Source organism: Stenotrophomonas sp. 22DLJC03, from assembly GCF_056861405.1.
The window spans coordinates 897,861-920,622 of the sequence record NZ_JBSPUG010000001.1; the positions used below are offsets into that span (position 1 = coordinate 897,861).

Below are 22,762 nucleotides of genomic sequence, written 5' to 3' on the forward strand. Positions count from 1 at the left end.
CCCTTACCAGTTGCGGAAGCGCTTGGGCGGGTCGTACAGTCCGCCGGACCAGCGAACCAGGTCCTTCACCGAGCGTGCGGCCAGCAGATCGCGGCTGGCATCGCGCACGGAGATACCGAGGTCATCGGGACGGCGGATGACGCCACGGTCGCGAAGGTTCTCCACCATCGCGCGGTCGCGGCCCATGCCCACTGCGGTGTAGCCGGCCACGCCACGGATCGCCTGTTCGCGCTCCTCAGGAGTGCGGCACAGCAGCAGGTTGGCGATGCCTTCCTCGGTCAGTACATGGCTGACGTCGTCGCCGTAGATCATCACCGGCGGCAGCGGCATGGCCGCGCGCTCGGCCAGGTCCCAGGCATCGAGGCGGTCGACGAAGGCCGGCGCCATGTGCTCGCGGAAGGTTTCCACCATCTGCACCACCAGCTTGCGTCCGCGTGGCATCTCGCCCGGCCGCGCGGCTTGCTGGCCCGCCTTGATCCAGGCGTCGCTGGCATGGCGGCGGCCGCGTGCATCCGAGCCCATGTTGGGTGCGCCACCAAAACCGGCAATACGGTCGCGCGTTGCGGTGGAACTGTTGCCCTGCAGGTCGATCTGCAGGGTGGAGCCGATGAACATGTCGCAGGCATACAGCCCTGCGGTCTGCGAGAACGCGCGGTTGGAGCGCATCGAACCATCGGCGCCGGTGAAGAACACATCACCGCGCGCAGCGATGTACTTCTCCATGCCCAGTTCCGAACCGAACGAGTGCACCGATTTGACGAAACCCGATTCGATGGCCGGAATCAGCGCCGGGTGCGGATTGAGCGCCCAGTGCTGGCAGATCTTTCCCTTCAGCCCCAGCGATTCGGCGTAGGTCGGCAGCAGCAGCTCGATGGCGGCGGTGTCGAAGCCGATGCCATGATTGAGGCGGTTCACGCCGTACTCGGCGTAGATGCCCTTGATCGCCATCATCGCCATCAGCACCTGGATCTCGGAGATCTGTGCCGGATCGCGGGTGAACAGCGGTTCGATGTGGTTCGGCTTCGGCGCCTGCACCACAAAGTTGACCCAGTCGGCCGGAATGTCGACGCGGGGAAGGGTGTCGACGATCTCGTTGACCTGGGCGATGACGATGCCGCCACCGAACGCGGTAGCCTCGACGATCACCGGGGTGTCTTCGGTGTTCGGGCCGGTGTAGAGGTTGCCGTGGCGGTCCGCCGCCTGCGCGGCGACCAGCGCCATGCGCGGCGTGAGGTCGATGAAGTAGCGGCCGAACAGTTCCAGGTAGGTGTGGATGGCACCGATCTGGATGCGTCCTTCGGCCACCAGATTCGCCAGCCGCACCGATTGCGGGCCGGAGAACGAGAAGTCCAGTTTCGAGGCGATGCCGCGCTCGAATACATCCAGGTGCGAGGGCAGCGACAGCACCGACTGCACCATGTGCAGGTCATGCACCCGCGCGGGATCGAGGTCGGCCAGGCACTGGGCGAGGAAGTCGGCCTGCTTCTGGTTGTTACCTTCCAGGCAGACCTTGTCGCCCGGCTCCAGCAGTGCGTGCAGCAGCTCGCCGACGTCGGCGGCGGCGACCTCATGGCCGCGTGCCCAGGGCGAAGCACGCTCCAGGCGCGCCTGACGGCTGCGTTCCAACGTATCCCAGCTCGGGTTCATCGACCGGCTTCCGATTGGCGTTGAGATAATTACGCCATAATTACGAGCGGGCGTGCAACCCGCAATGCAGCAAAAAGAAGGGCCCGCGCGGAGGCGGGCCCATTCAGGGTTGGGGTGTTCCGACCAACGGTCGGCACCCACCGGTTCGCGGGCCCCTCAGAACTTCCAGCGCAGGCTGGCCGACACGAAGCGTGGTTCGCCGTAGTTGTTGTAGTCCAGGTTGGCCCAGTAGGTCTTGTCCAGCGCATTGCGCACGCTCAGCGTCGCGGTCCAGTTGTCGCTGATGCGATAGTTGGCGTTGAACTGCACCAGCATGTAGGCCGGCTGGTTCACGGTGACCGTGCCGCCCAACGGGTAGGCGATGTTGTAGCCCTGCACCTTGCTCTGCCACTGCAGGCCACCGCCGATGCTCAGGCGCTCCAGCGCGCCGCGCAGCTGCAGCTGGGTGTTGAGCTGCAGCAGGTCCTTGGGCGGGTTGGCGTACAGCAGGTCGGTGGCGGCGCGGGTGACCTTGACGTGGGTATAGCCGGCGTTGACCGTCCAGCCCGGCAGGATCTCGCCGTTGACGTCCATCTCCCAGCCGCGGGCCTTGGTGCCGTTGATGCCGATGTAGGCGGAGGTGCCATCGCTGAGCGAACCGTCCGGCACGCTCATATCACGCACCGCGTAGTTGTCCTGCTTGGCCTCGAACACGGCGGCATTAGCCGTCAGGCGGCCATCGAGCCACTGCGTCTTGATGCCTGCTTCCAGGTTCGAGCCCTGCACCGGTGCCAGCAGGTTCTCGTTGCGGTCCTTGAAGTTCTGCGGATTGAAGATCTCGGTGTAGCTGGCGTAGGCCGAGACGTTCGGAGTGATGTCGTAGACCAGGCCTACGTACGGGGTGACTTCGTCGCTGACCTTGTACGCACCGCTGGTGGCCGTGTAGGCCCCGGTCGAGTTGTACGAGCGGCTGAGGGTTTCCCAGCGGCTCAGGCGTGCACCGGCAATCAGCGACAGCGGATCCGCCAGTCGCAGGCGGGTGGCCAGGTAGACGCCACTCTGCGTGGTCTTGGCCACGCGGCGCGCGCCGGTGCGGCGGTAGGTCACCTCGGAGATGTCGCCGTTCCAGCTGTACACGTTGGGGATGTAGTAGCAGCGGTCGCTGCCGCAGCGCGCCCAGTCGGTCGGGAAGTTCAGTGCGAGCGTGTTGGTGGTGCCTTCAAGATCCGACCACTGCGCACCGAGGGTGACATCGTGGTCGCGGCCGAACAGCGGGAAACTGCCGGTCAGGTAGGCATCGACATTGCGGCGGGTGTCCTTGGAATCACCGGCAGCGGCACGCAGGTAGATGCCCGAGCCGGTCACCGGGTCCGGGTTGCCGGTGCCGTACAGACGTACGTTCTGCACGTTGCCGCGGGTGTAGGCGGTGTTGATCTTCAACAGCCAGTTGTCGCCGAAACGCTGTTCCAGGTTGGCGAAGGCGGTGTTGCTCTCGCGCTTCCAGTAGCTCCACTTCGGCGACAGGTTGGTCGAACGCGGCAGGTGCGCGAAATTGCCCTGGTTGTCGAAGAACGGCACGGTGCCCCAGGTCGAACCGGTGGGGTTGTTGTCCTGGCTCTGGTAGCCGAGGGTGAGGGTGGTGCTGTCGGTGACGTCGCCTTCCAGCACCGCCATGCCGGCCATCTTGTTTTCGTCGTAGCGGTCGTAGTACAGGCCACGATCGGTATAGGCGGCGACCACGCGGCTGCGGAAGCGGCCGTCGGCGGTCAGCGGCGCGGTCACGTCGGCTTCCATGCGGCGATAGTCCCAGCTGCCGGCGCTGACCGAGAACGAGGCGTCGAACTCCTTGCCCGGGCGCTTGCGCAGCAGGTTGACCGTGGCCGACGGCACACCGGCACCGCTGAGCAGGCCGTTGGCGCCGCGGATCACTTCGATGCGGTCGTAGAAGGCGGTGTCGTATTCCTGGTTGGTCGAACCGCTGTAGGTGGGAATGCCATCGACCTGGAAGTCGGTGATGGCGAAGCCACGCGCGTAGTACAGCGGGCGCTGGGTGTCATAGAAGGACACGCTGACGCCGGTGACGTTGCGCATCACATCGTTGATGCTGAACAGCGATTCGTCCTGCAGGCGCTTCAGGCTGATCGCGGTGGCCGACTGCGGGGTTTCCTGCAGGGTGATCGGCAGGCGGGTGGTGCTGGCCGGAGGCGCGGATTTTTCGGCGCGCACGCTGACCCGGTCCAGGGTTTTGGCATCGGCAGCACCATCGACGGCGGCCTCGGCGAACGCCGGAGACGCGACCACTGCGAGCGAGGACAGCAGGGCAGCCGGCAGCAGCGCACGGCGGGGCAGGCGATTACGGAACGTCAGGGACATGGCGGGTTCGAAGCTCGGAGACGGGAAGGGGGCGGCAGCAGTCGTCCAGCACCCGGGGCGGCGGCTTCGGGCACGGCAGGTCCATCTGGGAGAGGCGCGGTCACTGCGCAGGACGCAAATGTAAATAATTCTTAACAACATTACAATTCTCGTCATTGCGCAGAGGCTTCCCGGCATGCAGCAGCGCCCGTTTGGGGGTCGGATCCCTGCAAACGCGAACGGCCACCCGAGGGTGGCCGTCCGTGTCTGCTGCAGGGAATCTGCCGGGCTTACAGCGCCTGCAGTTCCTCGTTGGCGTTGCGCTTTTCCTTGGCCGGTGCCGGCACCGCTGCCGGCGCGACCGCCGGGGCCGGCGCCGCCGCATTGGCGTCCACCGGCACCTCCAGGTACGGCAGGTGCAGGCTCTGGCTGGTCAGCGTGCGGATCTCATTGACCAGCGCCGCGCTGTCGTTGAGCTTGCGCCCGTACGACGGCACGATCTCGCGCAGGCGGCTTTCCCAGCCGGCCTTCATCTGGTCCGGGAAGGCCTTGGCCATCAGGTCCAGCATGATCGGCGGCGAGGTCGACGCACCCGGCGAAGCGCCGAGCAGGGCGGCGATGGTGTGGTCCTTGTCGGTCACGATCTCGGTACCGAACTGCAGCACCGGGCCCTTCAACGGATCGCGCTTGATGATCTGCACGCGCTGGCCGGCGGTCACCAGCTTCCAGTCGCCCGGCTTGGCATTGGGGAAGTACTTGACCAGTTCGGCCTGGCGATCAGCATCGTTCAAGCGTGCCTGGGCCATCAGGTACTGCACCAGGTCCAGATTGTCCTTGCCCACTTCCAGCATCGGGCCGACGTTGTTGTGGTTGACCGAAGAATACAGGTCCCACCACGAGCCGTGCTTGAGGAACTTGGTGCTGTACAGCGCGAACGGCCCGAACAGGACCACCGGCTTGCCGTCCAGCTTGCGAGCATCCAGGTGCGGCACCGACATCGGCGGCGAACCGGTTTCGGCCATGCCGTAGGCCTTCACGCCGTGGCGCGAGGTCACGTCCTGGCCCTGGAAGGCGAGGAACTGGCCACCGACCGGGAAGCCGGCGTAGTCCTTCGATTCCGGAATGCCGGACATCTGCAGCAGCTTCAGCGCGGCGCCACCGGCACCGATGAACACGAAGCGGGCGTGGGTGGTGGACTCGGTGCCGGCCTTGAGGTCCTTCACCGTCACGTTCCAGCTCTTGTCAGCGTTCTGCCGCAGCGCGCTCACTTCGTGGTTGAGGTGCAGGCTGAAGTTCGGGCTGCGCTGCAGGCCGGTGGTCAGCTGGCGGGTAATCACACCGAAGTTGACGTCGGTGCCCAGCGGCATCCAGGTCGCGGCAACCTTCTGCTTCGGATCACGGCCTTCCATCAGCAGCGGTGCCCACTGCTTGATCTGTGCCGGATCCTCGGAGTACTGCATGCCATAGAACAGCGGGTTCTTCACCAGGGCCTGCTGGCGCTTGTGCAGGTAGGCGATGTTGTCATCGCCCCAGACGAAGCTCATGTGCGGGGTCGGGTTGATGAAGTCGCTGGGCTGGCTCAACCGGCCTTCCTTCACCTGGTGCGACCAGAACTGGCGCGAGACCTCGAACGATTCGGCGATGCCGACCGCGCGCTTGGTCTCGATGCTGCCATCGGGCAGTTCCGGGGTGTAGTTCAGTTCGGCGAAGGCCGAGTGGCCGGTGCCGGCGTTGTTCCAGCCGTCGGAGCTTTCACCGGCGACGCCGTCGAGGCGTTCGTAGATCTGGATGTTCCAGTCCGGCTGCAGTTCCTGCAGGTAGGTGGCCAGGGTGATGCTCATGATGCCGGCGCCGACCAGTACAACGTCGACGGGCTTGTCGTTGCTGGCGGCGGGCACCGAGCGCTTGGTCAGCGGCCAGTACAGGAACAGTGCGGCGGCCAGCAACAGCAGCACGAGCAGGGCGAGCAGAACCTTGCCAAATTTCTTCATGGGGGCGGGATCGTTGGCGGAGGGGAGGGGGTCAGGATGCGCGAGGGAACGCGAAAGGACGTGAAGAAACAAGGCGTTGCGCCATCCAGTCGCGGATTTTAACCGCTTCTGGTCCTTTTTTGATGCAACGCAGCATCCGGCGTTTCGCGGCACCTTCACCTGGTAGCGCCAGGCCATGCCTGGCGACGCCTTCAATCAGACCAGCTCCAGAATCTCGTCTCCGGCGTCGTCGATCTCACCGGTCGGGCGCCAGCCCAGGCGGCGGTAGAACCCGTGAGAGCGCGAACGCGGGTCTGCCGAACAGGCCAGGAACAGGCGCTGGTGGCCGGCGTCGCGGGTCAGGCTGACCACTTCCTGCAGCAGCTGCCGTCCGATGCCACGGCCTTCGTAGTCCGGCAGCAGGGCCAGTACCAGCACCTCGCCGCTGTCGCGGTCGGCGAAACAGTAGCCGGCCATGCGCTCGCCTTCCCAGGCAACACGACCGATCGAATCGCCTTCGGCGATGCCTGCGGCCCAGCTCTGCTCGGTGATGCCCAGTTCTGCCAGTTGAGCGGCACTGAAGGCGTTCTCGCGGGTACGCCCGCGCAGGTCGATGCAGGCGGCGGCATCGTCGGGGTGGGCATCGCGCACGGAGACGGGCATGCAGGACATCCTTGTAGTGATTGGCCGATCAGTATCCGCATCGCGCATGGACCGGATGTGGAGGTTTCGTGGAGATCCGATGGAGCAAAAAGGGGACGGAGGGGATTAAGTCGTCTTTGTCCCGGATGTCATTTGGGTCTTAAGCGACTTAGTTCCCTCCGTCCCCTTTTGGGTGGCTCTTCATCAGCGCTTGCGCCGCACCAGCGCCGACGACGCCTCCAGCACGGCGCGGGTCAGCAGCGCCATGGTCTGCACGTCACCCTTCCAGTGCTGCCAGTACAGTGGCACGTCCTCCCACGCGCGCTGGCGAACGTAGACCAGGCGTCCTGCGTCCAGATGCCGCTTCACCAGCGGCAGCGGATTCATGGTCCAGCCCATGCCGCCCAGGTTGGCCTGCACAAAGGCACGGGTGGAGGGAATCCACCAGGTCGGTGCGGTGCTGGGCAGGTCGTCGCCGGCCATGCGCCTCGCAAAGCGTGACTGCATATCGTCCTTGCGGTTGAACACCAGTACCGGTGCCGTGGCCAGGGCCTGGGCGGTCACACCCTTGGCAAAATGGCGCTCGCGGAACTCCGGGGTGCAGGTGGCGGCATAGCGGATGCTGCCCAGCGCATGGATCTGGCAGCCCTGCACCGGCTCGTCCAGGGTGGTCACCGCACCCAGCACGGTGCCCTGGCGCAGCAGTTCGACGGTGTGGTCCTGGTCTTCCACGCGCAGGTCCAGGGTGGTGCCGGTGCTCTGCGCGAACTGGAAGGCCGCCTGCGGGAACCAGGTTTCCAGGCTGTCATGGTTCACCGCCACCGGGATGCTGGCCTGCGGCAGGTCCTCGTCGGCCAGGCCCATCCGGTGCAGCGCATCGTGCTCAAGCAGGGCGGTCTGTTCGGCCAGCTGCACCAGCACCTGGCCCTCGGCGGTGGCGGTGGCCGGAGTGCCACGCTTGACCAGCAGGCGGCCGACTCTGTCCTCCAGTGCCTTGACCCGCTGCGAGATGGCCGACGGCGTGACATTCAGCGACTGCGCGGCGCGGTCGAAGCTACCTTCGCGGATCACTGCAGCCAAGGCGCGCAGCTGGGCATGGTCGATACGCATCGAATTAAGCTCCGCTAATGTTGGATTAGTAAGTTTAGCTCGTCTTTTTAATGTTGCGGCGCGACAATGGCGCCAGTTCCGGTGCTGTCCGCCTTCGCGAGGCACCGTCCCCCAAGCAAGTAAAGGCAGTGAATCCCATGTTCTCGGTCATCTCCGCCAGCACCGGCCTCGGTGCCTGGTTCTCTGGTGCAGCCACCGGCATCGGCCTGTTCGCCGTGGTCGGGGCCCAGAGCGCCTTCATTCTGCGCCAGGGCATCCTGCGCAAGCACATCGTGCCGGTGGTCGCCACCTGCGCGGCCATCGATGCCATCTTCATCTTCGCCAGCGTGGCCGGCCTGCGCACGCTGACCTCGGCGCTGCCGTGGCTGACCACCGCAGTGCTGTGGACCGGTGTCGCGTTCCTGGTCTGGTACGCGATGAAGTCGGCACGCCGTGCGATCGCGGGTGGCGGCGGCATGGGCGAGGCTGACAGCGACGACGGCAGCCGCCGCGCGGTGCTGATGGCCGCAGTCGGTTTCTCGCTGATCAATCCGCACTTCTGGCTGGACATGATGGTGATCGGTTCGATCGCCGAGAACTTCGGCAATGCCCGCATGGCCTTCGCGGCCGGCGTGGTCACCGCCAGCTGCCTGTGGCTGACCGCGCAGGGTCTCGGCGCGCGCCTGCTGGCACCGTTGTTCACCAAGCCCAGCACCTGGCGCGTGCTGGATGGCACCATCGCCGTGATCCTCAGCATCCTGGCCCTCACTCTGGCGGTGCGCGGGGTCCATTGACCCGGCGCACGCCCCCCGAACCCACGTCCTGACTCTCTCTCCAAGGTAGTGGTAACGACGGCACCGGCAACGGTGCCGTCGTTTTTTGTGGGGCCGCTTCGTCCACCTCTGGCGGGAAGCATCGGGGCCTGCCTAGAATCGGCGACCAGGACAAGGTGTCCGAAGGAGCAGGGGGAAGGATGCGCAGGACGATGTTGGCGGCTGCACTGGCCGCTCTGGGGTGCGTTGCCATGGGCAGCGTGGGTGCGGTGGATCTGTCGCAGTACGTGCGGCAGGAAGCCTTCACCGACATCAAGATTTCACCCACCGGCGAGTACGTCGCGGCGACCGTGCCGCTGGAGGATGCCACCGCGATCGTGGTGCTGCGCCTCAAGGACAAGCAGATGGTCGGCAATTTCCGGCCACCGGACAAGAATCACGCCTACCAGTTCGATTGGGTCAGCGACGAGCGCCTGCTGATCGGCCTGGCCCAGAAGTGGGGTTCGCTTGACCAGCCCAACCCGACTGGCGAGCTGTACGCGATCAATGCCAATGGCAACCGCGGCGAGCTCTTGGTCGGCTATCGGGTGGAAAGCAAGGGGCCGGGCACCCTGATCCAGCCGAAGAAGGTGGAGGCCGTTGCCGCATTCCTGGCCGATGACCTGCCAGGCGACGAGCGCAATGTGCTGGTTACCGTGTGGCCGCTTGCCGAAGACCCCTTCACCCGTGTCGATCGGATGGACGTGACCAGCGGCCGTCGCTCGCGGGTGGCGTCGTCGCCGGTACGGCGTGGCGAGTTCACCACCGATGGTGCCGGCGAAGTCCGCTTCGTGCACGGCGCCGGCAGTGACAACGTCAACAAGCTCTACTTCCGTGAGCGTTCCGGCGACAACTGGAAGCTGATCAATGACGAAGCGGTCAGCAAGCGCATCGAAACCGCCATCGGTTTCTCCGCTGGTGACGGCCTGGCCTATCTCAATGTCGAGCAGGCGCAAGGGCCCAACGCGATCGTCAGCTGGAATCCGCAGACCGGTGAGCGCGCGACGCTGCTGCGCGACGAGGTGGTCAATCCGTACCGGATCATCCATCGACCCGGGACCCATGTGCCCGTGGGTGCGCTGTACCTCGGGGACAAGCCGCGGACCCGCTTCTTCGACGACAGTTCGGCCGAGGCGCGCCTGTACCGCAGTCTGGAGGCGGCATTCGGAAGCGCGGTCTACATCACCTCCAGTACCCGCGATGGTCGCGTTGTGCTGGTGGAGACCTGGTCGGGCGCGAACCCCGGCGATTTCTATCTGTACGATACGGTGGCACGCAAGGCCGAGCACCTGATCAGCCGCAGTGAGTGGATCGATGTGGACCGCAGTGCCAGCGTGCGCCCGGTTGCATTGAAGGCTCGCGACGGACTGCCGCTGCATGGCTTCCTGACCCTGCCGGCCGGCAGTGATGGGCGCAACCTGCCGATGGTGGTGATGCCGCATGGCGGCCCCTTCGACATCTTCGATTCGGGCCAGTACGACCGCGAGACGCAGATGCTGGCCGCTGCCGGTTATGCCGTGCTGCAGGTCAATTTCCGTGGCTCCGGCAACTATGGCCGTGCGCATACCCAGGCCGGTGCGCAGCAGTGGGGCGCGGCGATGCAGGACGATGTCACCGATGCCACGCGCTGGGCGATCACCGAGGGCATCGCCGATGGCCGTCGCATCTGCATCTATGGCGCCAGTTACGGGGCCTACTCGGCGATGATGGGCGCTGCCCGCGAGCCAGGCTTGTACCAGTGCGCGGCCGGCTATGTCGGTGTCTACGACCTGCCGATGATGTACACCCGCGGCGATATCCAGGACCGCGGTTCAGGTGTGACCTACCTGCGCGAATGGCTGGGAGATCCGGCCAAGCTGGGCGCGGTCTCGCCGGTGAACCTGGCCGAGCGGATCAAGGTACCGGTGTTCCTCGCAGCGGGTGGCGAAGACAAGCGCGCGCCGATCCAGCACACCGAGCGCATGGAAGCAGCGCTCAAGCGCGCTGGTACCCCGGTGGAAAGCCTGTACTACAAGACAGAGGGCCATGGCTTCTACACCGAGGCCCACCGCAGCGAGTACTACGGCAAGCTGCTGGCCTTCCTGTCGCGCAGCCTGGGCGGCAAGACCGCGACCACCGCACCCGCGGCCGGCAAGGACAAGGCGCCCTGACGCAAAGGGCGGCGGATGCTCGATCCGCCGCCCTGGCTTTCCACACGCGCGGAAATTATTTCACCCCGTGCATCATCCGCTTCAGTAGTGGCGCAGCAATGAAGGCCAGCACCGCGCAGCCCAGGCCGATCCACATCAGCAGCCAGAACAGGTGGGCATAGGCGCCGGCCGCGGCCACCATGTCCAGCGATTCGCCTTCTGGCACCTCGATCGCGGCCAGCTTGCCGAACAGCGCGGCCAGCGTCTCCGAGAATGCGGTGGCCAGGAACCAGGTGCCCATCATCAGGCTCATCACCCGCGGCACGGCCAGCTGGGTCACCGCCGACAGGCCGACCGGCGACAGGCACATCTCACCGCTGGCCAGCAGGAAGTAGGCCAGCACCAGCCACCACACGCTGGCCATCTCGCCGGTGGCGCCGACCTGCTGTGCGGCCAGCGCCAGTGGCACGAACGACAGCGCGCCGATCACCAGGCCCCACGCTGATTTCACTGGCTTGCCCGGCTCCCAGCCGCGGCGGTCCATCCAGGTCCACAACGCCGCGAAGGCCGGTGCCAGCAGCACCAGGAACAGGCCGCCCAGGTAGGTCAGCGAACCGGCGGTCTGCGGAATCACCAGGCAGTCGCGCACCAGCAGCACCAGCATCAGCGCAACGATGCCGATGAAGAACGCACGCGGTGCGGTCGAGCCGGGGCGCTGTTCGGAAAGGCGCGCGCTGACCACGAAGCCCAGCGGCGCCAGCAGCAGCGAGATGATCGACCACGGCAGCGGCGTGCCGCCGGTGATCACCAGCGAGGGCACGATGTCCTTGGTCAGCAGGCGGTCGGTGAAGGTCACCCACGAGCCGTAGGACTGCTCGTACATGGTGAAGAACACCAGCGCCATGAAGATCAGCACCATCAGCGCGATCATCTGCTGGCGCTGTACCGGCGTGCACTTGCTGCCGGTGAACCAGGCGAACCAGACCAGTACGCCGCCCAGCACCACCAGCATCAGCATCAGCGCCAGGCTGATTTCACCGCCCAGCGCGAACGCGCCGTTGCCGGCCGCCCACATCAGCCACGCGACCGGCAGCACACCGAGCACCGCGCACAGATAGATGAGCCATTCGCGCGGCAGGCCCAGCACCTTCTGCTTCAGCGCGGCCGGCTGCGGCGGTTCGGCATGGCCCTGCAGGTACTTCTGGCCCCACAGGAACATTGCCAGGCCGGCCAGCATGCCGATGCCGGCTGCACCGAAACCGTACTTCCAGCCGTAGGCCTCGCCGAGGAAGCCACACACCAGCGACGAGAACAGCGCGCCAAGGTTGATGCCGGCGTAGAACAGCGAGAAGCCCGAATCACGGCGCGGGTCGTCCTTGGCGTACAGCTTGCCGACGATGGTGGAGATGTTCGGCTTGAGGAAGCCGACGCCCATGATGATCAGCGCCAGCGACAGGTAGGTCACCCCCAGTGCCGAGGTATCGCGCACCACTTCGCCGTTGACCCGATAGGCGGCGTGACCCTCGAAGGCCATGCCCAGATGGCCGAGCACCAGCAGGATGCCGCCGAACAGCACTGCCCGGCGCATGCCCAGCCAGCGGTCGGCCAGCATGCCGCCGAACACCGGAATGCAGTACACCAGGCCGCCATAGGCACCGAGCAGGTCCAGGCCGGCCTTGTCGCCGAACAGGTGGTACTTGGTCAGATACAGCAGCAGCAGCGCCTTCATGCCGTAGAAGGAGAAGCGCTCCCACATTTCGGTGAAGAAGCAGACGTAGACGCCCTTGGGATGGCCCAGGAAGTCGTTGGAAGCAGTAGCGGCAACGGTCATCGACGGCAGGGACAGCAGGAAAGGGCGCGATTATAGGCCCGTAACCGGCGCCGCACCCGGTAGCGCCGGGCCATGCCCGGCGAACGGAGTCACAGGTACCGCAGCCACGCCAGATCGCGCCTTCGTGCCTTGAACCGCGCGAACGCCCGCGTCGGCGGATACATCACCACCGCCAGTGCACAGGCCACCAGCAGCAGGCCGCTGACCGAATCCAGCGCATACAGCTCGCCGTGGGTCGGGCCCCAGGCCGCCAGCGCCGCCAGGTACAGCCCCTTCAGTACATACAGATGCAGCAGGTAGAAGAACATCGGTGCTGCACCAATATCGGCCAATGGCTGCAGCGCACGTGCCAACGGCGGCCATTCGTACAGGCGCAACAGCAGCAGGCCCACGCCCAGCGTCAACAGCAGGAACTGCAGCGACGGCGGGTACTTGGTGACGTTGAAGATGCTCAGCCAGGTACGCAGCGCGGTGGTCTGGTACTGCCAGGGGGAATCGCCGTATTCGTTGGCGAAGCGCAGCAATGCGAACAGGGCCAGCGCCCCCGCACCGGCCCAGAACAGCCAGCGCCGCCGCTGCTCCGGCGCGCGCTCGCGGGCGAACCACGGTCCCATCAGGTAACCCAGGGCGATCACCCCGATCCACGGCAGCACCGGGTAGGAGGTGCGCAATCGCAGTGTCCCGGCCTCGATCCAGTCGCGCTGGTGCAGCACCTTCCACAGTACTGCCAGCGCGCCATTGCCTTCCACGCGCACGCCGTCGAGCAGGTCATGGCCGGCCACCAGCGCAATTGCCAGCACCAGCAAGGCCGGGCGCGGCAGCCATAGCAGGCCGGCCAGCGCGATCATGCTGAGGCCGATAGCCCAGATCACCTGCAGGTACAACGTGTCCGGCGGCAGCTGGAAGGTCCAGGCGAAGTTGACCAGGGTCAGTTCCAGCACCACCAGGAACAGGCCGCGCTTGAGCAGGAAGGCGGCCGTGGCCCGTCGTGGATCCGGCTGGCGCTGGCCGTACAGCCAGGCCGACAGGCCGGTGAGCAGCACGAACGCCGGCGCGCACAGGTGGGCCAGCAGGCGGCAGGCGAACAGGGCGGGAGAGACCGTGGACGCATCCATCGGGTCGCTGACCTGGTACTGCAGGAAGAAGGTCTCGCGGACGTGGTCGAGCAGCATCAGCAGCATCACGGTGCCGCGCAGCTGGTCGATGGAGGCCAGGCGCGGGGCGGGGGAAGGGGGCATGCGATGCAGGATGTGAAGGGGCAACAGAAAGATATAACATATCAATTGAGTTCATGCCCACTCCGGCTTTGCTGCATCGGTCGGTTGCCCGTGCACGTGCGGGTCCATCGCACCGCAGCATCGGGCCCCATCCTTTGGCACGCTGGACTTGCCGGAGCCTGAACGCTAGCGTGGCAGGGATTTTTTGCCAGCAGGGGCTTTCATGAACCATGACGCTGCGCCCAAGCAGCTCACTTTCCGCGCGGTGGTCCTTGCCATCGTGCTGGCGGTGGTGCTGTCGGCCGCAAACGCCTACCTCGGTCTGTTCGCAGGCCTGACCATCGCCACCGCGATTCCCGCCGCGGTCATTTCCATGGGCGTGCTGCGCCTGCTGGGTGGCGGTTCCATCCTTGAAAACAACATCGTGCAGACCGGTGCCTCGGCTGGCTCGTCGATCGCCGCCGGTGTCATCTTCACCATCCCCGCGCTGGTGATCATGGGCTACTGGCCGGACTTCAAGTACTGGTGGGTGCTGGGCATCGCCGGTCTCGGCGGCCTGCTGGGCGTGCTGTTCTCGGTGCCGCTGCGGCGCTCGATGATCGTTGAAGACCCGCTTCCGTTCCCGGAAGGCAAGGCCGCGGCCGAAGTGCTCAAGGCCGGTGAGAACCCGGGCCCGGGCCTGAAGATCCTCGGCCTGTCGGCGGTGATCGGTGCCTTCGTCAAGCTGGCCGCGGAAAGCGGCATGCGCCTGATTCCCGATGCCTGGGCTACCTCGGCCTACGTCGGCAGCTCCAAGGTCACCGCCTTCATCGGCACCAACCTGTCGCCGGCGCTGCTGGGCGTGGGCTACATCGTCGGCCTGAACGTCGGCATCGTGGTGGTGTCCGGCTCGATCCTGACCTGGCACATCGCCATTCCGATCTACCAGGCGTTCTTCATGAACACCGATCCGGGCCTGGCCGCCTCGGTCGCTACCGCATCCTCCACCGAGGCGGCGTTCGCCATCTGGGGCGCGAAGATGCGCTACCTGGGTGTCGGCGCGATGCTGATCGGCGGCATCTGGACCCTGATCTCGCTGCGCAAGTCGCTGCTCAACGGGGTCAAGAGTGGCTTTGCCGCTGCCCGCAAGAGCGGTGGTCCGGTACTGGCGCACACCGAACGCGACCTGCCAATGAAGTGGATGCTGGTGGCCCTGGTGGTGTTCACCCTGCCGCTGCTGGCGCTGTACCAGGCCATCGTCGGCCAGTGGCACGTGTCGATCCCGATGACCCTGATCATGATCGTCGCCGGCTTCCTGTTCGTGTCGGTGTCGGCCTATCTGGCCGGCCTCATCGGTTCGTCCAACAACCCGGTCTCGGGCATCACCATCTCCACCATCCTGTTTGCTTCGGCGGTGCTGGTGCTGCTGCTGGGCAAGGATGGCCTGCAGCCGGTGGGTGCCTTCGGCGCACCGCTGGGTGCGGTGGCCGCAATCATGATCGGCGCGGTGGTGTGCTGCGCCGCCGCCGTCGGTGGCGACAACCTGCAGGATCTGAAGGCTGGTTACATCGTCGGCGCGACCCCTTGGAAACAGCAGTTGATGCTGGGCATCGGTGCATTCTCGTGCGCGCTGATCATGGCCCCGGTGCTGAACCTGCTGGCCACCGCCTATGGCATCGGCGTCAAGTCCGAGCTGCACCCGAACGCGCTGGCCGCGCCGCAGGCCAACCTGATGGCCTCGGTCGCAAAGGGCCTGTTCGGTGGTGAACTGCCGTGGACCTTCATCGGCATCGGTGCAGTGGTCGGTGCGGCCATCATCGCCTTCGACAGCTGGCTCAAGTCGCGCAACGCGCGCTTCCGCGTGCCGGTGCTGGCCGCCGCGATCGGTATCTACCTGCCGCTGGAGCTGATGGTGCCGATCTTCCTCGGCGGCCTGATCTCCTACCTGGTCGAGCGTTTCCACAAGGTGCGCGCCGATGATGAAGAAGGCCGCGACCGCGTGCACAAGCCGGGCGTGCTGTTCGCTGCCGGCCTGATCACCGGCGAGGCACTGATGGGTATCGCCATCGCCGTGCCGATCGTGGTCAGCAGTCGCGCCGACGTGCTGGCCGTGCCGTTCCACCTGCCGGCCGCGCAGTGGATCGGCCTGGCCGTGCTGTTTCTGGTCGGCTGGCTGATCTATCGCACCGGCAAGCGCGCCGTGGCGTAAGGGCCATGGGGTCGGATCCCTTCCCGCAGGGAAGGGCTCTGACCCCATGCTGGCAGCGTCTGGGGTCAGAGCCGATTCCTCCGGAATCGGATCCGACCCCGGCGTCCCCCCACAAACCCCGCCTCGGCGGGGTTTGCTCGTTGTGGCGGCGCGGCCAACCGCCGCCGGCGGCCATGACCGATGGCCTTGGCAGCCCCGCCCGCACGGGCCTAACATCGGTTTTTTGCCGTCCTGCGGAGACCCCGATGAAACTGCGTCATGCCCTGCTGCCACTGAGCCTGCTGGCTGCCCTGCCCAGCGTTGCCGCTGCCCGTGGCCTGGAAGTCCGCGACATGGTGGCCATGGACCGCGTTTCCGCGCCGGTACTGACCGCAGACGGCGGCACCGTGGTGTTCGCCAAGCGCAGCGTGGACGCCAACCTGAAGGCCTCTACCGCACTGTTCGCGCGCAACCTGCGTACCCGCGATGCAGCGCCGCCGAAGCAGATCACCCCGGCCGGCTGGAACGTCAACTCGGCGTCGCTGTCGGCCGATGGCCAGACCGTGTACTTCCTCAGCGCCAAGAACGGCAGCCAGCAGCTGTACGCGCAGCCGATCAGCGGCGGCACCCCGCGCCAGCTGACTGACTTCCCGGTGGACGTGGACAGCTACCACGTGTCGCCGCAGGACGACCGCGTGCTGTTCAGTGCCGGCGTGTTCCAGGCCTGCGCCTCGGACCTGGCCTGCACCGAAAAGAAGCTGAAGGAAAAGAAGGACGCCAAGGCCAGCGGCCAGGTGTGGGATTCGCTGTTCGTGCGCCATTGGGATACCTGGAACGACGGCCGCCGCAACACGCTGTTCGTGGCGCCGCTGCCGGCAGGCAAGGCCGGTGCGGTCAAGGGCGCCTCGGCGCTGAGCGCGACCATCGATGGTGATGCGCCGTCCAAGCCGTTTGGTGGCAACGATGATTTCGCGTGGTCGCCGGATGGCGCCAGCGTGGTGGCCAGCATCCGCGTGGCCGGCAAGCAGGAGCCGTGGTCGACCAACTTCGACCTGTACCGCTTCGACGCTGCGGGCAAGCAGGCACCGGTCAACCTGACCGCCTCCAACCCCGCCTGGGATGCCGGCCCGGTGTTCAGCGCCGACGGCAAGACGCTGTTCTACCGTGCGATGAAGCGCCCGGGCTTCGAGGCCGACCGTTTCGGCCTGATGGCGATGGACGTGTCCAGCGGCAAGACCCGCGAGATCGCGCCGCAGTGGGATCGTTCGGCGGGCGGCATCACCCTGTCCGCCGATGGCAGCAGCATCTACACCACCGCCGATGACCTCGGCGAACACCCGCTGTTCCAGATCGACGTGGCCAGCGGCAAGGCCACCAAGCTGATCGGCGACGGCAGCGTGACCTCGGTGGACGTGGCCGGCACCAGCGTGGCGATCACCCGCAACAGTCTGAAGAGCATCGACCAGGTGCTGGTGGGTCTGCTGCCGACCGCAGGCGAAGCCATCGGTGAACTGCGCGCGCTGACCCCCGCCGCCGGCGAGGTGCTGAAGGACGTGTCCTTCGGCGACTACGAGCAGTTCGAGTTCAAGGGCTGGAACAACGACACCGTCCACGGCTATGTGGTCAAGCCGCACAACTACCAGGAAGGCAAGTCCTACCCGGTTGCGTTCCTGATCCACGGCGGCCCGCAGGGCAGCTTCGGCAACGGCTGGAGCTACCGCTGGAACCCGCAGACCTACGCCGGCCAGGGCTACGCCGTGGTGATGATCGACTTCCACGGTTCCACCGGCTACGGCCAGGCGTTCACCGATGCGATCAGCCAGCATTGGGGCGACCGCCCGCTGGAAGATCTGCAGAAGGGCTGGGACGCCGCGCTGAAGAAGTACTCCTTCCTCAACGGCGACAAGGCCTGTGCACTGGGCGCCAGCTACGGCGGCTTCATGGTCAACTGGATCGCCGGCAACTGGAACAGCCCGTTCAAGTGCCTGGTCAACCATGACGGCGTGTTCGACCAGCGCATGATGGGCTACGCCACCGAAGAACTGTGGTTCACCGAGTGGGAGCAGGGCGGCACGCCGTACCAGAAGGCCGCGAACTACGAGAAGTTCAACCCGGTCAACCACGTGGCGGACTGGAAGAAGCCGATCCTGGTCATCCACGGCCAGCAGGACTTCCGCATCCCGGTCGAGCAGGGCCTGGCCGCGTTCACCGCCGCCCAGCGCCAGGGCATCGAATCGAAGTTCCTGTACTTCCCGGATGAAAACCACTGGGTGCTGAAGCCGAACAACAGCATCCTGTGGCATGACACCGTCAATGCCTGGCTGAAGCAGCACATCGGCAACTGATGACTGCAGCGCCGCCCTCCGGGGCGGCGCTCTGCTTTCTGGTAGTGCCGGCCGCTGGCCGGCAACCGCTTGCTGCTTCCCACCTGAACGAGATTGCCGGCCAGCGACCGGCACTACCCAGAGCACCTGCATGATCCAGAACGACATCGTCGTCTTCGGTTTGATCGCCGCCACCCTCGGCGCCGTGTTCTGGACCGCCTCGCGCGAGCAGGGGCTGTGGAAGCGTTTCTACACCTTCGTGCCGGCACTGCTGCTGTGCTACCTGATTCCCGGCATCTACAACACCGTCGGCCTGATCGACGGCCAGAACACCAAACTCTACAACCCGATCGCGCGCGACATCCTGTTGCCGGCGGCGCTGATCCTGCTGACCCTGGCGGTGGACATCAAGGGCATCCTGCGGCTCGGCCCGAAGCTGGTACTGATGTATCTGGGCGCTTCGGCCAGCATCATGCTCGGTGCGGTGGTGGCCTTCCTGCTGATGCGCGCCGTGCATCCGGAAACCGTGGCCGGCGATACCTGGGCCGGCATGGCCGCGTTGGCGGGCAGCTGGATCGGCGGCGGTGCCAACATGCTGGCGATGCGCGAAGTGTTCGACGTCAACGCCACCACGTTTGGTCAGTTCGCGGTGGTCGATGTCGGCGTGGGCTATGTGTGGATGGCGGCGCTCATTTTCCTTGCTGGGCGCGCGGCGAAGATCGACGCGCGCAGTGGTGCCGATACCTCGGCGATCGATGAGCTGAAGGAGCGCATCGCGCGCTTCCAGGCCGAGCACGAGCGCATTCCCAGCCTGACCGACCTGATGCTGATCGTGGCGGTGGCTTTCGGCGGCGTCGGCCTCTCGCATGCGATCGGTGCGCCGTTGGCGGCATGGTTCAAGCTCAACGTCAGCTGGGCCTCGCAGTTCAGCCTGGACGCACCGTTTGTCTGGGTGGTGGTACTGTCGACCACGCTGGGCCTGAGCCTGAGCTTCACCCGCGCACGCACGCTGGAAGGCGCGGGTGCCTCGCGGCTGGGCTCGCTGCTGCTGTATTTCCTGATCGCCTGCATCGGGATGCAGATGGATCTGCTGGCGTTGCTGGACCGCCCGTGGCTGTTCCTGCTTGGCATCATCTGGATCAGCGTGCACATCGTGCTGCTGTGGTGCCTGGGCAAGCTGCTGAAAGTGCCGTTCTTCTACTTCGCCATCGGTTCGCAATCGAATATCGGCGGACCCGCGTCGGCGCCAGTGGTGGCGGCCGCGTTCCATCCGGCGTTGGCACCGGTGGGTGTGCTGCTGGGCACGATGGGCTATGCCACCGGCACTTACCTGGCCTACATCGTCGGCATCACCCTGCGCGCGCTGGCGGGGCAGGGTTGATGGGTAGTGCCGGCCGCTGGCCGGCAACCAGGTGATGCTTCACTGGTTCATGAGGTTGCCGGCCAGCGGCCGGCACTACCGATGATTCAGGACGAAGGGATCTGACCCCGGTTCACGGTGGTTCACGCTACCGGCAACCCGCGTTCGATCAACCAAGCTTTCGCGTCTTCCGCGTCCTGCTCGAACCACGCCTTCGTAGATCCCAACCGATACGTATACCCCCACGCATCCATGTCAGCCATCAGCTGTTCGCTGCCGACACCGGGCAGGTGGCCGGCCAGCACGATCTGCAGGTAGCAGGTGGCGTCCTCTTCGGGCACCGAGTCGGTGGCATCGGTATGCACCTGTGCGCGGCGCTCGGGCGGCAGCACGATAAGGTGGCAGGCCTCGTGCAGCATCGAGTGCACAGGCGTGTCATCGCGCACGTACACGTCGCTGGCGATGATGCCGGCCTCGGGCTCGCCCCAGTAGCTGCCGGGAATCGGCGCGCCGGCGGCGACCCGGTGCAGCCGCAGGTCGTGTGCGGCGAGCAGGCGCTGCGCATCGGCGAAGGCGATATCGCCGACGCGGGTGACGTTCGGTTCGGGCGTGGTGTCGGTCATGCAGGTCATGCAGCCCCGCCCATGCAGGCACGGGCGGGGCAGGGGTCAGGGTTTGTCCGGGCCTTCCGGCAGCGCCACGGAGATGTCCAGCACATCGTGCTGGCCATCCTTGACCAGGTCGACCTTCACCGCATCGACGTCGATGTTGACGTACTTCTTGATCACTTCCAGCAGCTCGCGCTGCAGCAGCGGCAGGTAATCGGGACCGCCGCGGTTGCTGCGTTCCTGCGCGATGATGATCTGCAGGCGGTTCTTGGCGGTTTCGGCGGTGGTCTTCTTCGCTTTGAGGAAATCAAACAGGCCCATGCTTACCCTCCGAACAGCTTGCTGAAGAAGCCCTTCTTCTCGACGTTGGTGAAGCGCATCGGGCGTTCTTCGCCGAGGATGCGCGCGACGGCGTCGTCGTAGGCCTGGCCGGCAGCGGACTCGACATCCAGGATGACCGGCTCGCCTTTGTTGGAGGCGTTGAGCACGTCACCCGACTCGGGGATCACGCCGATCGCCTTCAGTCCAAGCACTTCCTCGACGTCGGCGATGCTGAGCATCTCGCCGCTTTCCACGCGCACCGGGGTGTAGCGGGTCAGCAGCAGGAAGGCCGGCACGTCCTGGCCGGACTCGGCCTTGTGGGTCTTCGAGTCGAGCAGGCCGATGATGCGGTCCGAGTCGCGTACCGAGGACACTTCCGGGTTCACCACGACCACGGCGCGGTCGGCGAAGTACATCGCCAGGAAGGCGCCCTTCTCGATGCCGGCCGGGGAGTCGCAGATGATGTAGTCGAAGCCGTCGGCGGCCAGGTCCTTCAGGACCTTGCCCACGCCTTCCTGGGTCAGCGCATCCTTGTCGCGGGTCTGCGAGGCAGCCAGCACGTACAGATTGTCGAAGCGCTTGTCCTTGATCAGGGCCTGCTTGAGGGTCGCTTCGCCGTGCACGACGTTGACGAAGTCGTACACCACGCGGCGTTCGCAGCCCATGATCAGATCGAGGTTGCGCAGGCCGACGTCGAAGTCGATCACCGCCACCTTCTTGCCGCGCCGTGCCAGGCCGCAGGCCAGGCTTGCGCTGGAAGTGGTCTTGCCGACGCCGCCCTTGCCGGAGGTGACTACGATGATTTCAGCCAAAGGACTTCTCCTGATGATTCTGTTTGGGTGCTGCGTCAGTCCAGCGCAGCGATCTTGATCTGGTCCTGTTCCAGCCACACCTGCACGGCCTTGCCGCGCAGGGTGTCCGGGACATCGTCCAGTACCTTGTAGTGGCCTGCAATGGCGACCAGTTCCGCATGGAAATCACGGCAGAAGATGCGTGCCGCGGTGTTGCCCTGGGCCCCTGCCAGCGCGCGGCCGCGCAGGGTCCCGTAGATATGGATGCTGCCGTCGGCGATGACTTCGGCGCCAGCGCCGACGGTGGCCATCACGGTCAGGTCGCAGTTTTCCGCGTACAGCTGCTGGCCCGAGCGCACGTTGCCCAGCTGCATGCGGCCCGGTTGCGGTGCGGCCGCATCGGCGACCTTGGCTACCGGCGTGGCCGGTGCCGGCTTCGGTTCGGCGCGCGCGGCCCGGCGCGGTTCCGGTGCGGGCGGTGGCGGAGCCGGTTCGGCCTCGGCACGTTCGTACTGGGCGCGGAACTTGGCCAGCAGCGGCAGTCCGAGCTGCTGCGAGAGCAGGTCGACCGCGCTGGTGCCATAGGCCAGTGCCACCGGCAGCACGCCGGCACTGCGCAGGCCATCGACCAGCGCCTGCGCGGTGGCCACGTCCGGCACCTGGCTGAGGCCGCCGAAGTCGAGGATCACCGCCGCGCGGCCGAACAGCTTCGGCGCGCGGGTCACGCGCTCGTGCATTTCCTGTACGAGGCGCTCGACATCAAGGGTGCGGATGCGCAGGTTGGCGATGCCCACCTGGCCGATCTTCAGTTCACCGGCCTGTTCGTAATCGAAATTCACCGCCACGCTCAGGTCCCCGTCGGCCGCTGTGCCTGTGCCGGCAGCTGCCGGGCACGTGTCCATGCCACATCCGGCAGCTTGTCACCGTAGGTCTCCTGGACCCACGGGTAGCTGCACAGTTCCTTGGCCAGCATGCTGGCGCGCACATCGACGTGCGGCATGGTGTTCTGGCCCAGCTCGCGGAAGCCGAAGCTGCCGTGGAAGAGCAGGGCGGCATCGGCGCCGTGGTCGAGGAAGACCTCGCAGGTCATCTGCGGATAGCGCAGCTCGGCGAAGCTCTGCGCGTCGGCATAGAACGCACGGCCGACGCCACCGCCGCGACGGCGGCTGGCGACCACGATGCGGTCGATATAGAAGAACGGGGTGTCCAGTTGCTGCTTGAACCAGGCGAAGTTGCTGCTGTCGTGCTGGCTGTCGCTGCCGAAGCCGATCAGGAAGCCGGCCAGGTTGCCGTCGCGCTCGGCGACGCGGAAATATTCAGCGGTTTCATAGAACAGGCGCAGGCGTGCCGCATCCAGGGGAAGGATGGCCAGGCCAGCGTTGTTGTTCAAAGCCAGGACGGAATCGAGCTCGTGCTCGCGCACGTCGCGGATGACAATCGACATTGTGACTCCGTGGGGTAACGCGGTTGGTCCATCAAAGGACCCTGCGCACGATTATTGCATGCCCGGGGTGGGCTGCGGC

General features: G+C 66.0%; 17 protein-coding genes. 5 read left to right on the forward strand and 12 right to left on the reverse strand.

All coding sequences use genetic code 11. The features are described from left to right. Positions 1–3: 3 nt before the first annotated feature. The 5 genes from mdcA to AC13GA_RS04225 form a co-directional block, all read right to left on the reverse strand. Positions 4–1,647 carry a malonate decarboxylase subunit alpha gene (gene mdcA / locus AC13GA_RS04205; RefSeq protein ID WP_428709253.1) on the reverse strand — a complete coding sequence of 548 codons (1,644 nt, stop codon included), beginning with the start codon at positions 1,645–1,647 and terminating at the stop codon, positions 4–6. A 156-nt stretch (positions 1,648–1,803) separates the two neighbouring features. Beyond that, on the reverse strand, positions 1,804–3,999 hold the full coding sequence (locus AC13GA_RS04210; protein WP_482997584.1) for a TonB-dependent siderophore receptor: 2,196 nt from the start codon (positions 3,997–3,999) through the stop codon (positions 1,804–1,806). A gap of 269 nt (positions 4,000–4,268) precedes the next feature. After that, on the reverse strand, positions 4,269–5,969 hold the full coding sequence (mqo, locus tag AC13GA_RS04215) for a malate dehydrogenase (quinone) (RefSeq protein WP_426354024.1): 1,701 nt from the start codon (positions 5,967–5,969) through the stop codon (positions 4,269–4,271). 195 nt (positions 5,970–6,164) lie between these two features. Further along, complete coding sequence (locus tag AC13GA_RS04220) at positions 6,165–6,611, reverse strand: GNAT family N-acetyltransferase (RefSeq protein ID WP_046985232.1); 447 nt, start codon at positions 6,609–6,611, stop codon at positions 6,165–6,167. A gap of 183 nt (positions 6,612–6,794) precedes the next feature. Next, complete coding sequence (locus AC13GA_RS04225) at positions 6,795–7,700, reverse strand: LysR family transcriptional regulator ArgP (RefSeq protein ID WP_046985233.1); 906 nt, start codon at positions 7,698–7,700, stop codon at positions 6,795–6,797. A gap of 137 nt (positions 7,701–7,837) precedes the next feature. Between AC13GA_RS04225 and AC13GA_RS04230 the strand changes: the two genes are divergently transcribed. Next, positions 7,838–8,473, forward strand: coding sequence for a LysE/ArgO family amino acid transporter (locus AC13GA_RS04230; RefSeq protein ID WP_099480437.1), 636 nt, complete (start codon positions 7,838–7,840; stop codon positions 8,471–8,473). Between the two features lie 179 nt (positions 8,474–8,652). Beyond that, positions 8,653–10,641, forward strand: a complete 1,989-nt coding sequence (locus tag AC13GA_RS04235) for an alpha/beta hydrolase family protein (protein WP_136638365.1) — start codon at positions 8,653–8,655, stop codon at positions 10,639–10,641. Between the two features lie 55 nt (positions 10,642–10,696). On the opposite strand, the gene AC13GA_RS04240 is transcribed toward AC13GA_RS04235, so the two are convergent. Together AC13GA_RS04240 and AC13GA_RS04245 are read right to left on the reverse strand one after the other, a co-directional pair. Further along, a complete protein-coding gene (locus AC13GA_RS04240; RefSeq protein ID WP_426354021.1) occupies positions 10,697–12,451 on the reverse strand; it encodes a peptide MFS transporter in 1,755 nt (584 codons plus the stop codon). Positions 12,452–12,540: 89 nt separating this feature from the next. Then, positions 12,541–13,689 (reverse strand): acetyltransferase domain-containing protein, encoded by a 1,149-nt coding sequence (locus AC13GA_RS04245; RefSeq protein WP_482997585.1) that lies wholly within the window; start codon positions 13,687–13,689, stop codon positions 12,541–12,543. A gap of 202 nt (positions 13,690–13,891) precedes the next feature. On the opposite strand from AC13GA_RS04245, the gene AC13GA_RS04250 reads away from it, so the two are divergent. The 3 genes from AC13GA_RS04250 (at position 13,892) to AC13GA_RS04260 (ending at position 19,540) form a co-directional block, all read left to right on the forward strand. Next, positions 13,892–15,856, forward strand: a complete 1,965-nt coding sequence (locus tag AC13GA_RS04250; RefSeq protein ID WP_004148011.1) for an OPT family oligopeptide transporter — start codon at positions 13,892–13,894, stop codon at positions 15,854–15,856. A gap of 245 nt (positions 15,857–16,101) precedes the next feature. Beyond that, entirely contained in the window at positions 16,102–18,180 is a 2,079-nt protein-coding gene (locus tag AC13GA_RS04255; RefSeq protein ID WP_482997586.1) for a S9 family peptidase, read from the forward strand. 130 nt (positions 18,181–18,310) lie between these two features. Then, positions 18,311–19,540, forward strand: coding sequence for a DUF819 family protein (locus AC13GA_RS04260; RefSeq protein ID WP_136638364.1), 1,230 nt, complete (start codon positions 18,311–18,313; stop codon positions 19,538–19,540). 122 nt (positions 19,541–19,662) lie between these two features. Here AC13GA_RS04260 and AC13GA_RS04265 read toward each other — a convergent pair whose 3' ends face one another. Genes AC13GA_RS04265 through AC13GA_RS04285 form a run of 5 tightly spaced genes read right to left on the reverse strand, consistent with a single transcriptional unit; the run spans position 19,663 to position 22,683 of the window. Beyond that, positions 19,663–20,142 carry a hypothetical protein gene (locus AC13GA_RS04265; protein ID WP_295377483.1) on the reverse strand — a complete coding sequence of 160 codons (480 nt, stop codon included), beginning with the start codon at positions 20,140–20,142 and terminating at the stop codon, positions 19,663–19,665. A gap of 45 nt (positions 20,143–20,187) precedes the next feature. Further along, positions 20,188–20,448: a cell division topological specificity factor MinE gene (minE, locus tag AC13GA_RS04270; RefSeq protein WP_004148073.1), complete on the reverse strand. Its 261-nt coding sequence runs from the start codon at positions 20,446–20,448 to the stop codon at positions 20,188–20,190. 2 nt (positions 20,449–20,450) lie between these two features. Then, positions 20,451–21,260: a septum site-determining protein MinD gene (gene minD / locus AC13GA_RS04275; RefSeq protein ID WP_004148075.1), complete on the reverse strand. Its 810-nt coding sequence runs from the start codon at positions 21,258–21,260 to the stop codon at positions 20,451–20,453. 35 nt (positions 21,261–21,295) lie between these two features. Then, a complete protein-coding gene (gene minC, locus AC13GA_RS04280; protein ID WP_046985239.1) occupies positions 21,296–22,141 on the reverse strand; it encodes a septum site-determining protein MinC in 846 nt (281 codons plus the stop codon). Then, on the reverse strand, positions 22,087–22,683 hold the full coding sequence (locus AC13GA_RS04285; RefSeq protein WP_004148078.1) for a GNAT family N-acetyltransferase: 597 nt from the start codon (positions 22,681–22,683) through the stop codon (positions 22,087–22,089). The genes minC and AC13GA_RS04285 overlap by 55 nt, the downstream gene beginning before the upstream one ends. Positions 22,684–22,762: the final 79 nt, after the last annotated feature.

Excerpts from the sequence above, each read along its gene's own strand:
- AC13GA_RS04285 (WP_004148078.1), bottom strand. The coding sequence starts at position 22,683 with ATGTCGATTGTCATCCGCGACGTGCGCGAGCACGAGCTCGATTCCGTC.
- mqo (WP_426354024.1), bottom strand. The coding sequence starts at position 5,969 with ATGAAGAAATTTGGCAAGGTTCTGCTCGCCCTGCTCGTGCTGCTGTTG.
- mdcA (WP_428709253.1), bottom strand. The coding sequence starts at position 1,647 with ATGAACCCGAGCTGGGATACGTTGGAACGCAGCCGTCAGGCGCGCCTG.
- AC13GA_RS04210 (WP_482997584.1), bottom strand. The coding sequence starts at position 3,999 with ATGTCCCTGACGTTCCGTAATCGCCTGCCCCGCCGTGCGCTGCTGCCG.
- minC (WP_046985239.1), bottom strand. The coding sequence starts at position 22,141 with ATGGACACGTGCCCGGCAGCTGCCGGCACAGGCACAGCGGCCGACGGG.
- AC13GA_RS04250 (WP_004148011.1), top strand. The coding sequence starts at position 13,892 with ATGAACCATGACGCTGCGCCCAAGCAGCTCACTTTCCGCGCGGTGGTC.
- AC13GA_RS04265 (WP_295377483.1), bottom strand. The coding sequence starts at position 20,142 with ATGACCGACACCACGCCCGAACCGAACGTCACCCGCGTCGGCGATATC.
- AC13GA_RS04235 (WP_136638365.1), top strand. The coding sequence starts at position 8,653 with ATGCGCAGGACGATGTTGGCGGCTGCACTGGCCGCTCTGGGGTGCGTT.
- AC13GA_RS04255 (WP_482997586.1), top strand. The coding sequence starts at position 16,102 with ATGAAACTGCGTCATGCCCTGCTGCCACTGAGCCTGCTGGCTGCCCTG.
- AC13GA_RS04260 (WP_136638364.1), top strand. The coding sequence starts at position 18,311 with ATGATCCAGAACGACATCGTCGTCTTCGGTTTGATCGCCGCCACCCTC.
- AC13GA_RS04240 (WP_426354021.1), bottom strand. The coding sequence starts at position 12,451 with ATGACCGTTGCCGCTACTGCTTCCAACGACTTCCTGGGCCATCCCAAG.
- AC13GA_RS04245 (WP_482997585.1), bottom strand. The coding sequence starts at position 13,689 with ATGCCCCCTTCCCCCGCCCCGCGCCTGGCCTCCATCGACCAGCTGCGC.
- AC13GA_RS04220 (WP_046985232.1), bottom strand. The coding sequence starts at position 6,611 with ATGCCCGTCTCCGTGCGCGATGCCCACCCCGACGATGCCGCCGCCTGC.
- minE (WP_004148073.1), bottom strand. The coding sequence starts at position 20,448 with ATGGGCCTGTTTGATTTCCTCAAAGCGAAGAAGACCACCGCCGAAACC.
- AC13GA_RS04230 (WP_099480437.1), top strand. The coding sequence starts at position 7,838 with ATGTTCTCGGTCATCTCCGCCAGCACCGGCCTCGGTGCCTGGTTCTCT.
- AC13GA_RS04225 (WP_046985233.1), bottom strand. The coding sequence starts at position 7,700 with ATGCGTATCGACCATGCCCAGCTGCGCGCCTTGGCTGCAGTGATCCGC.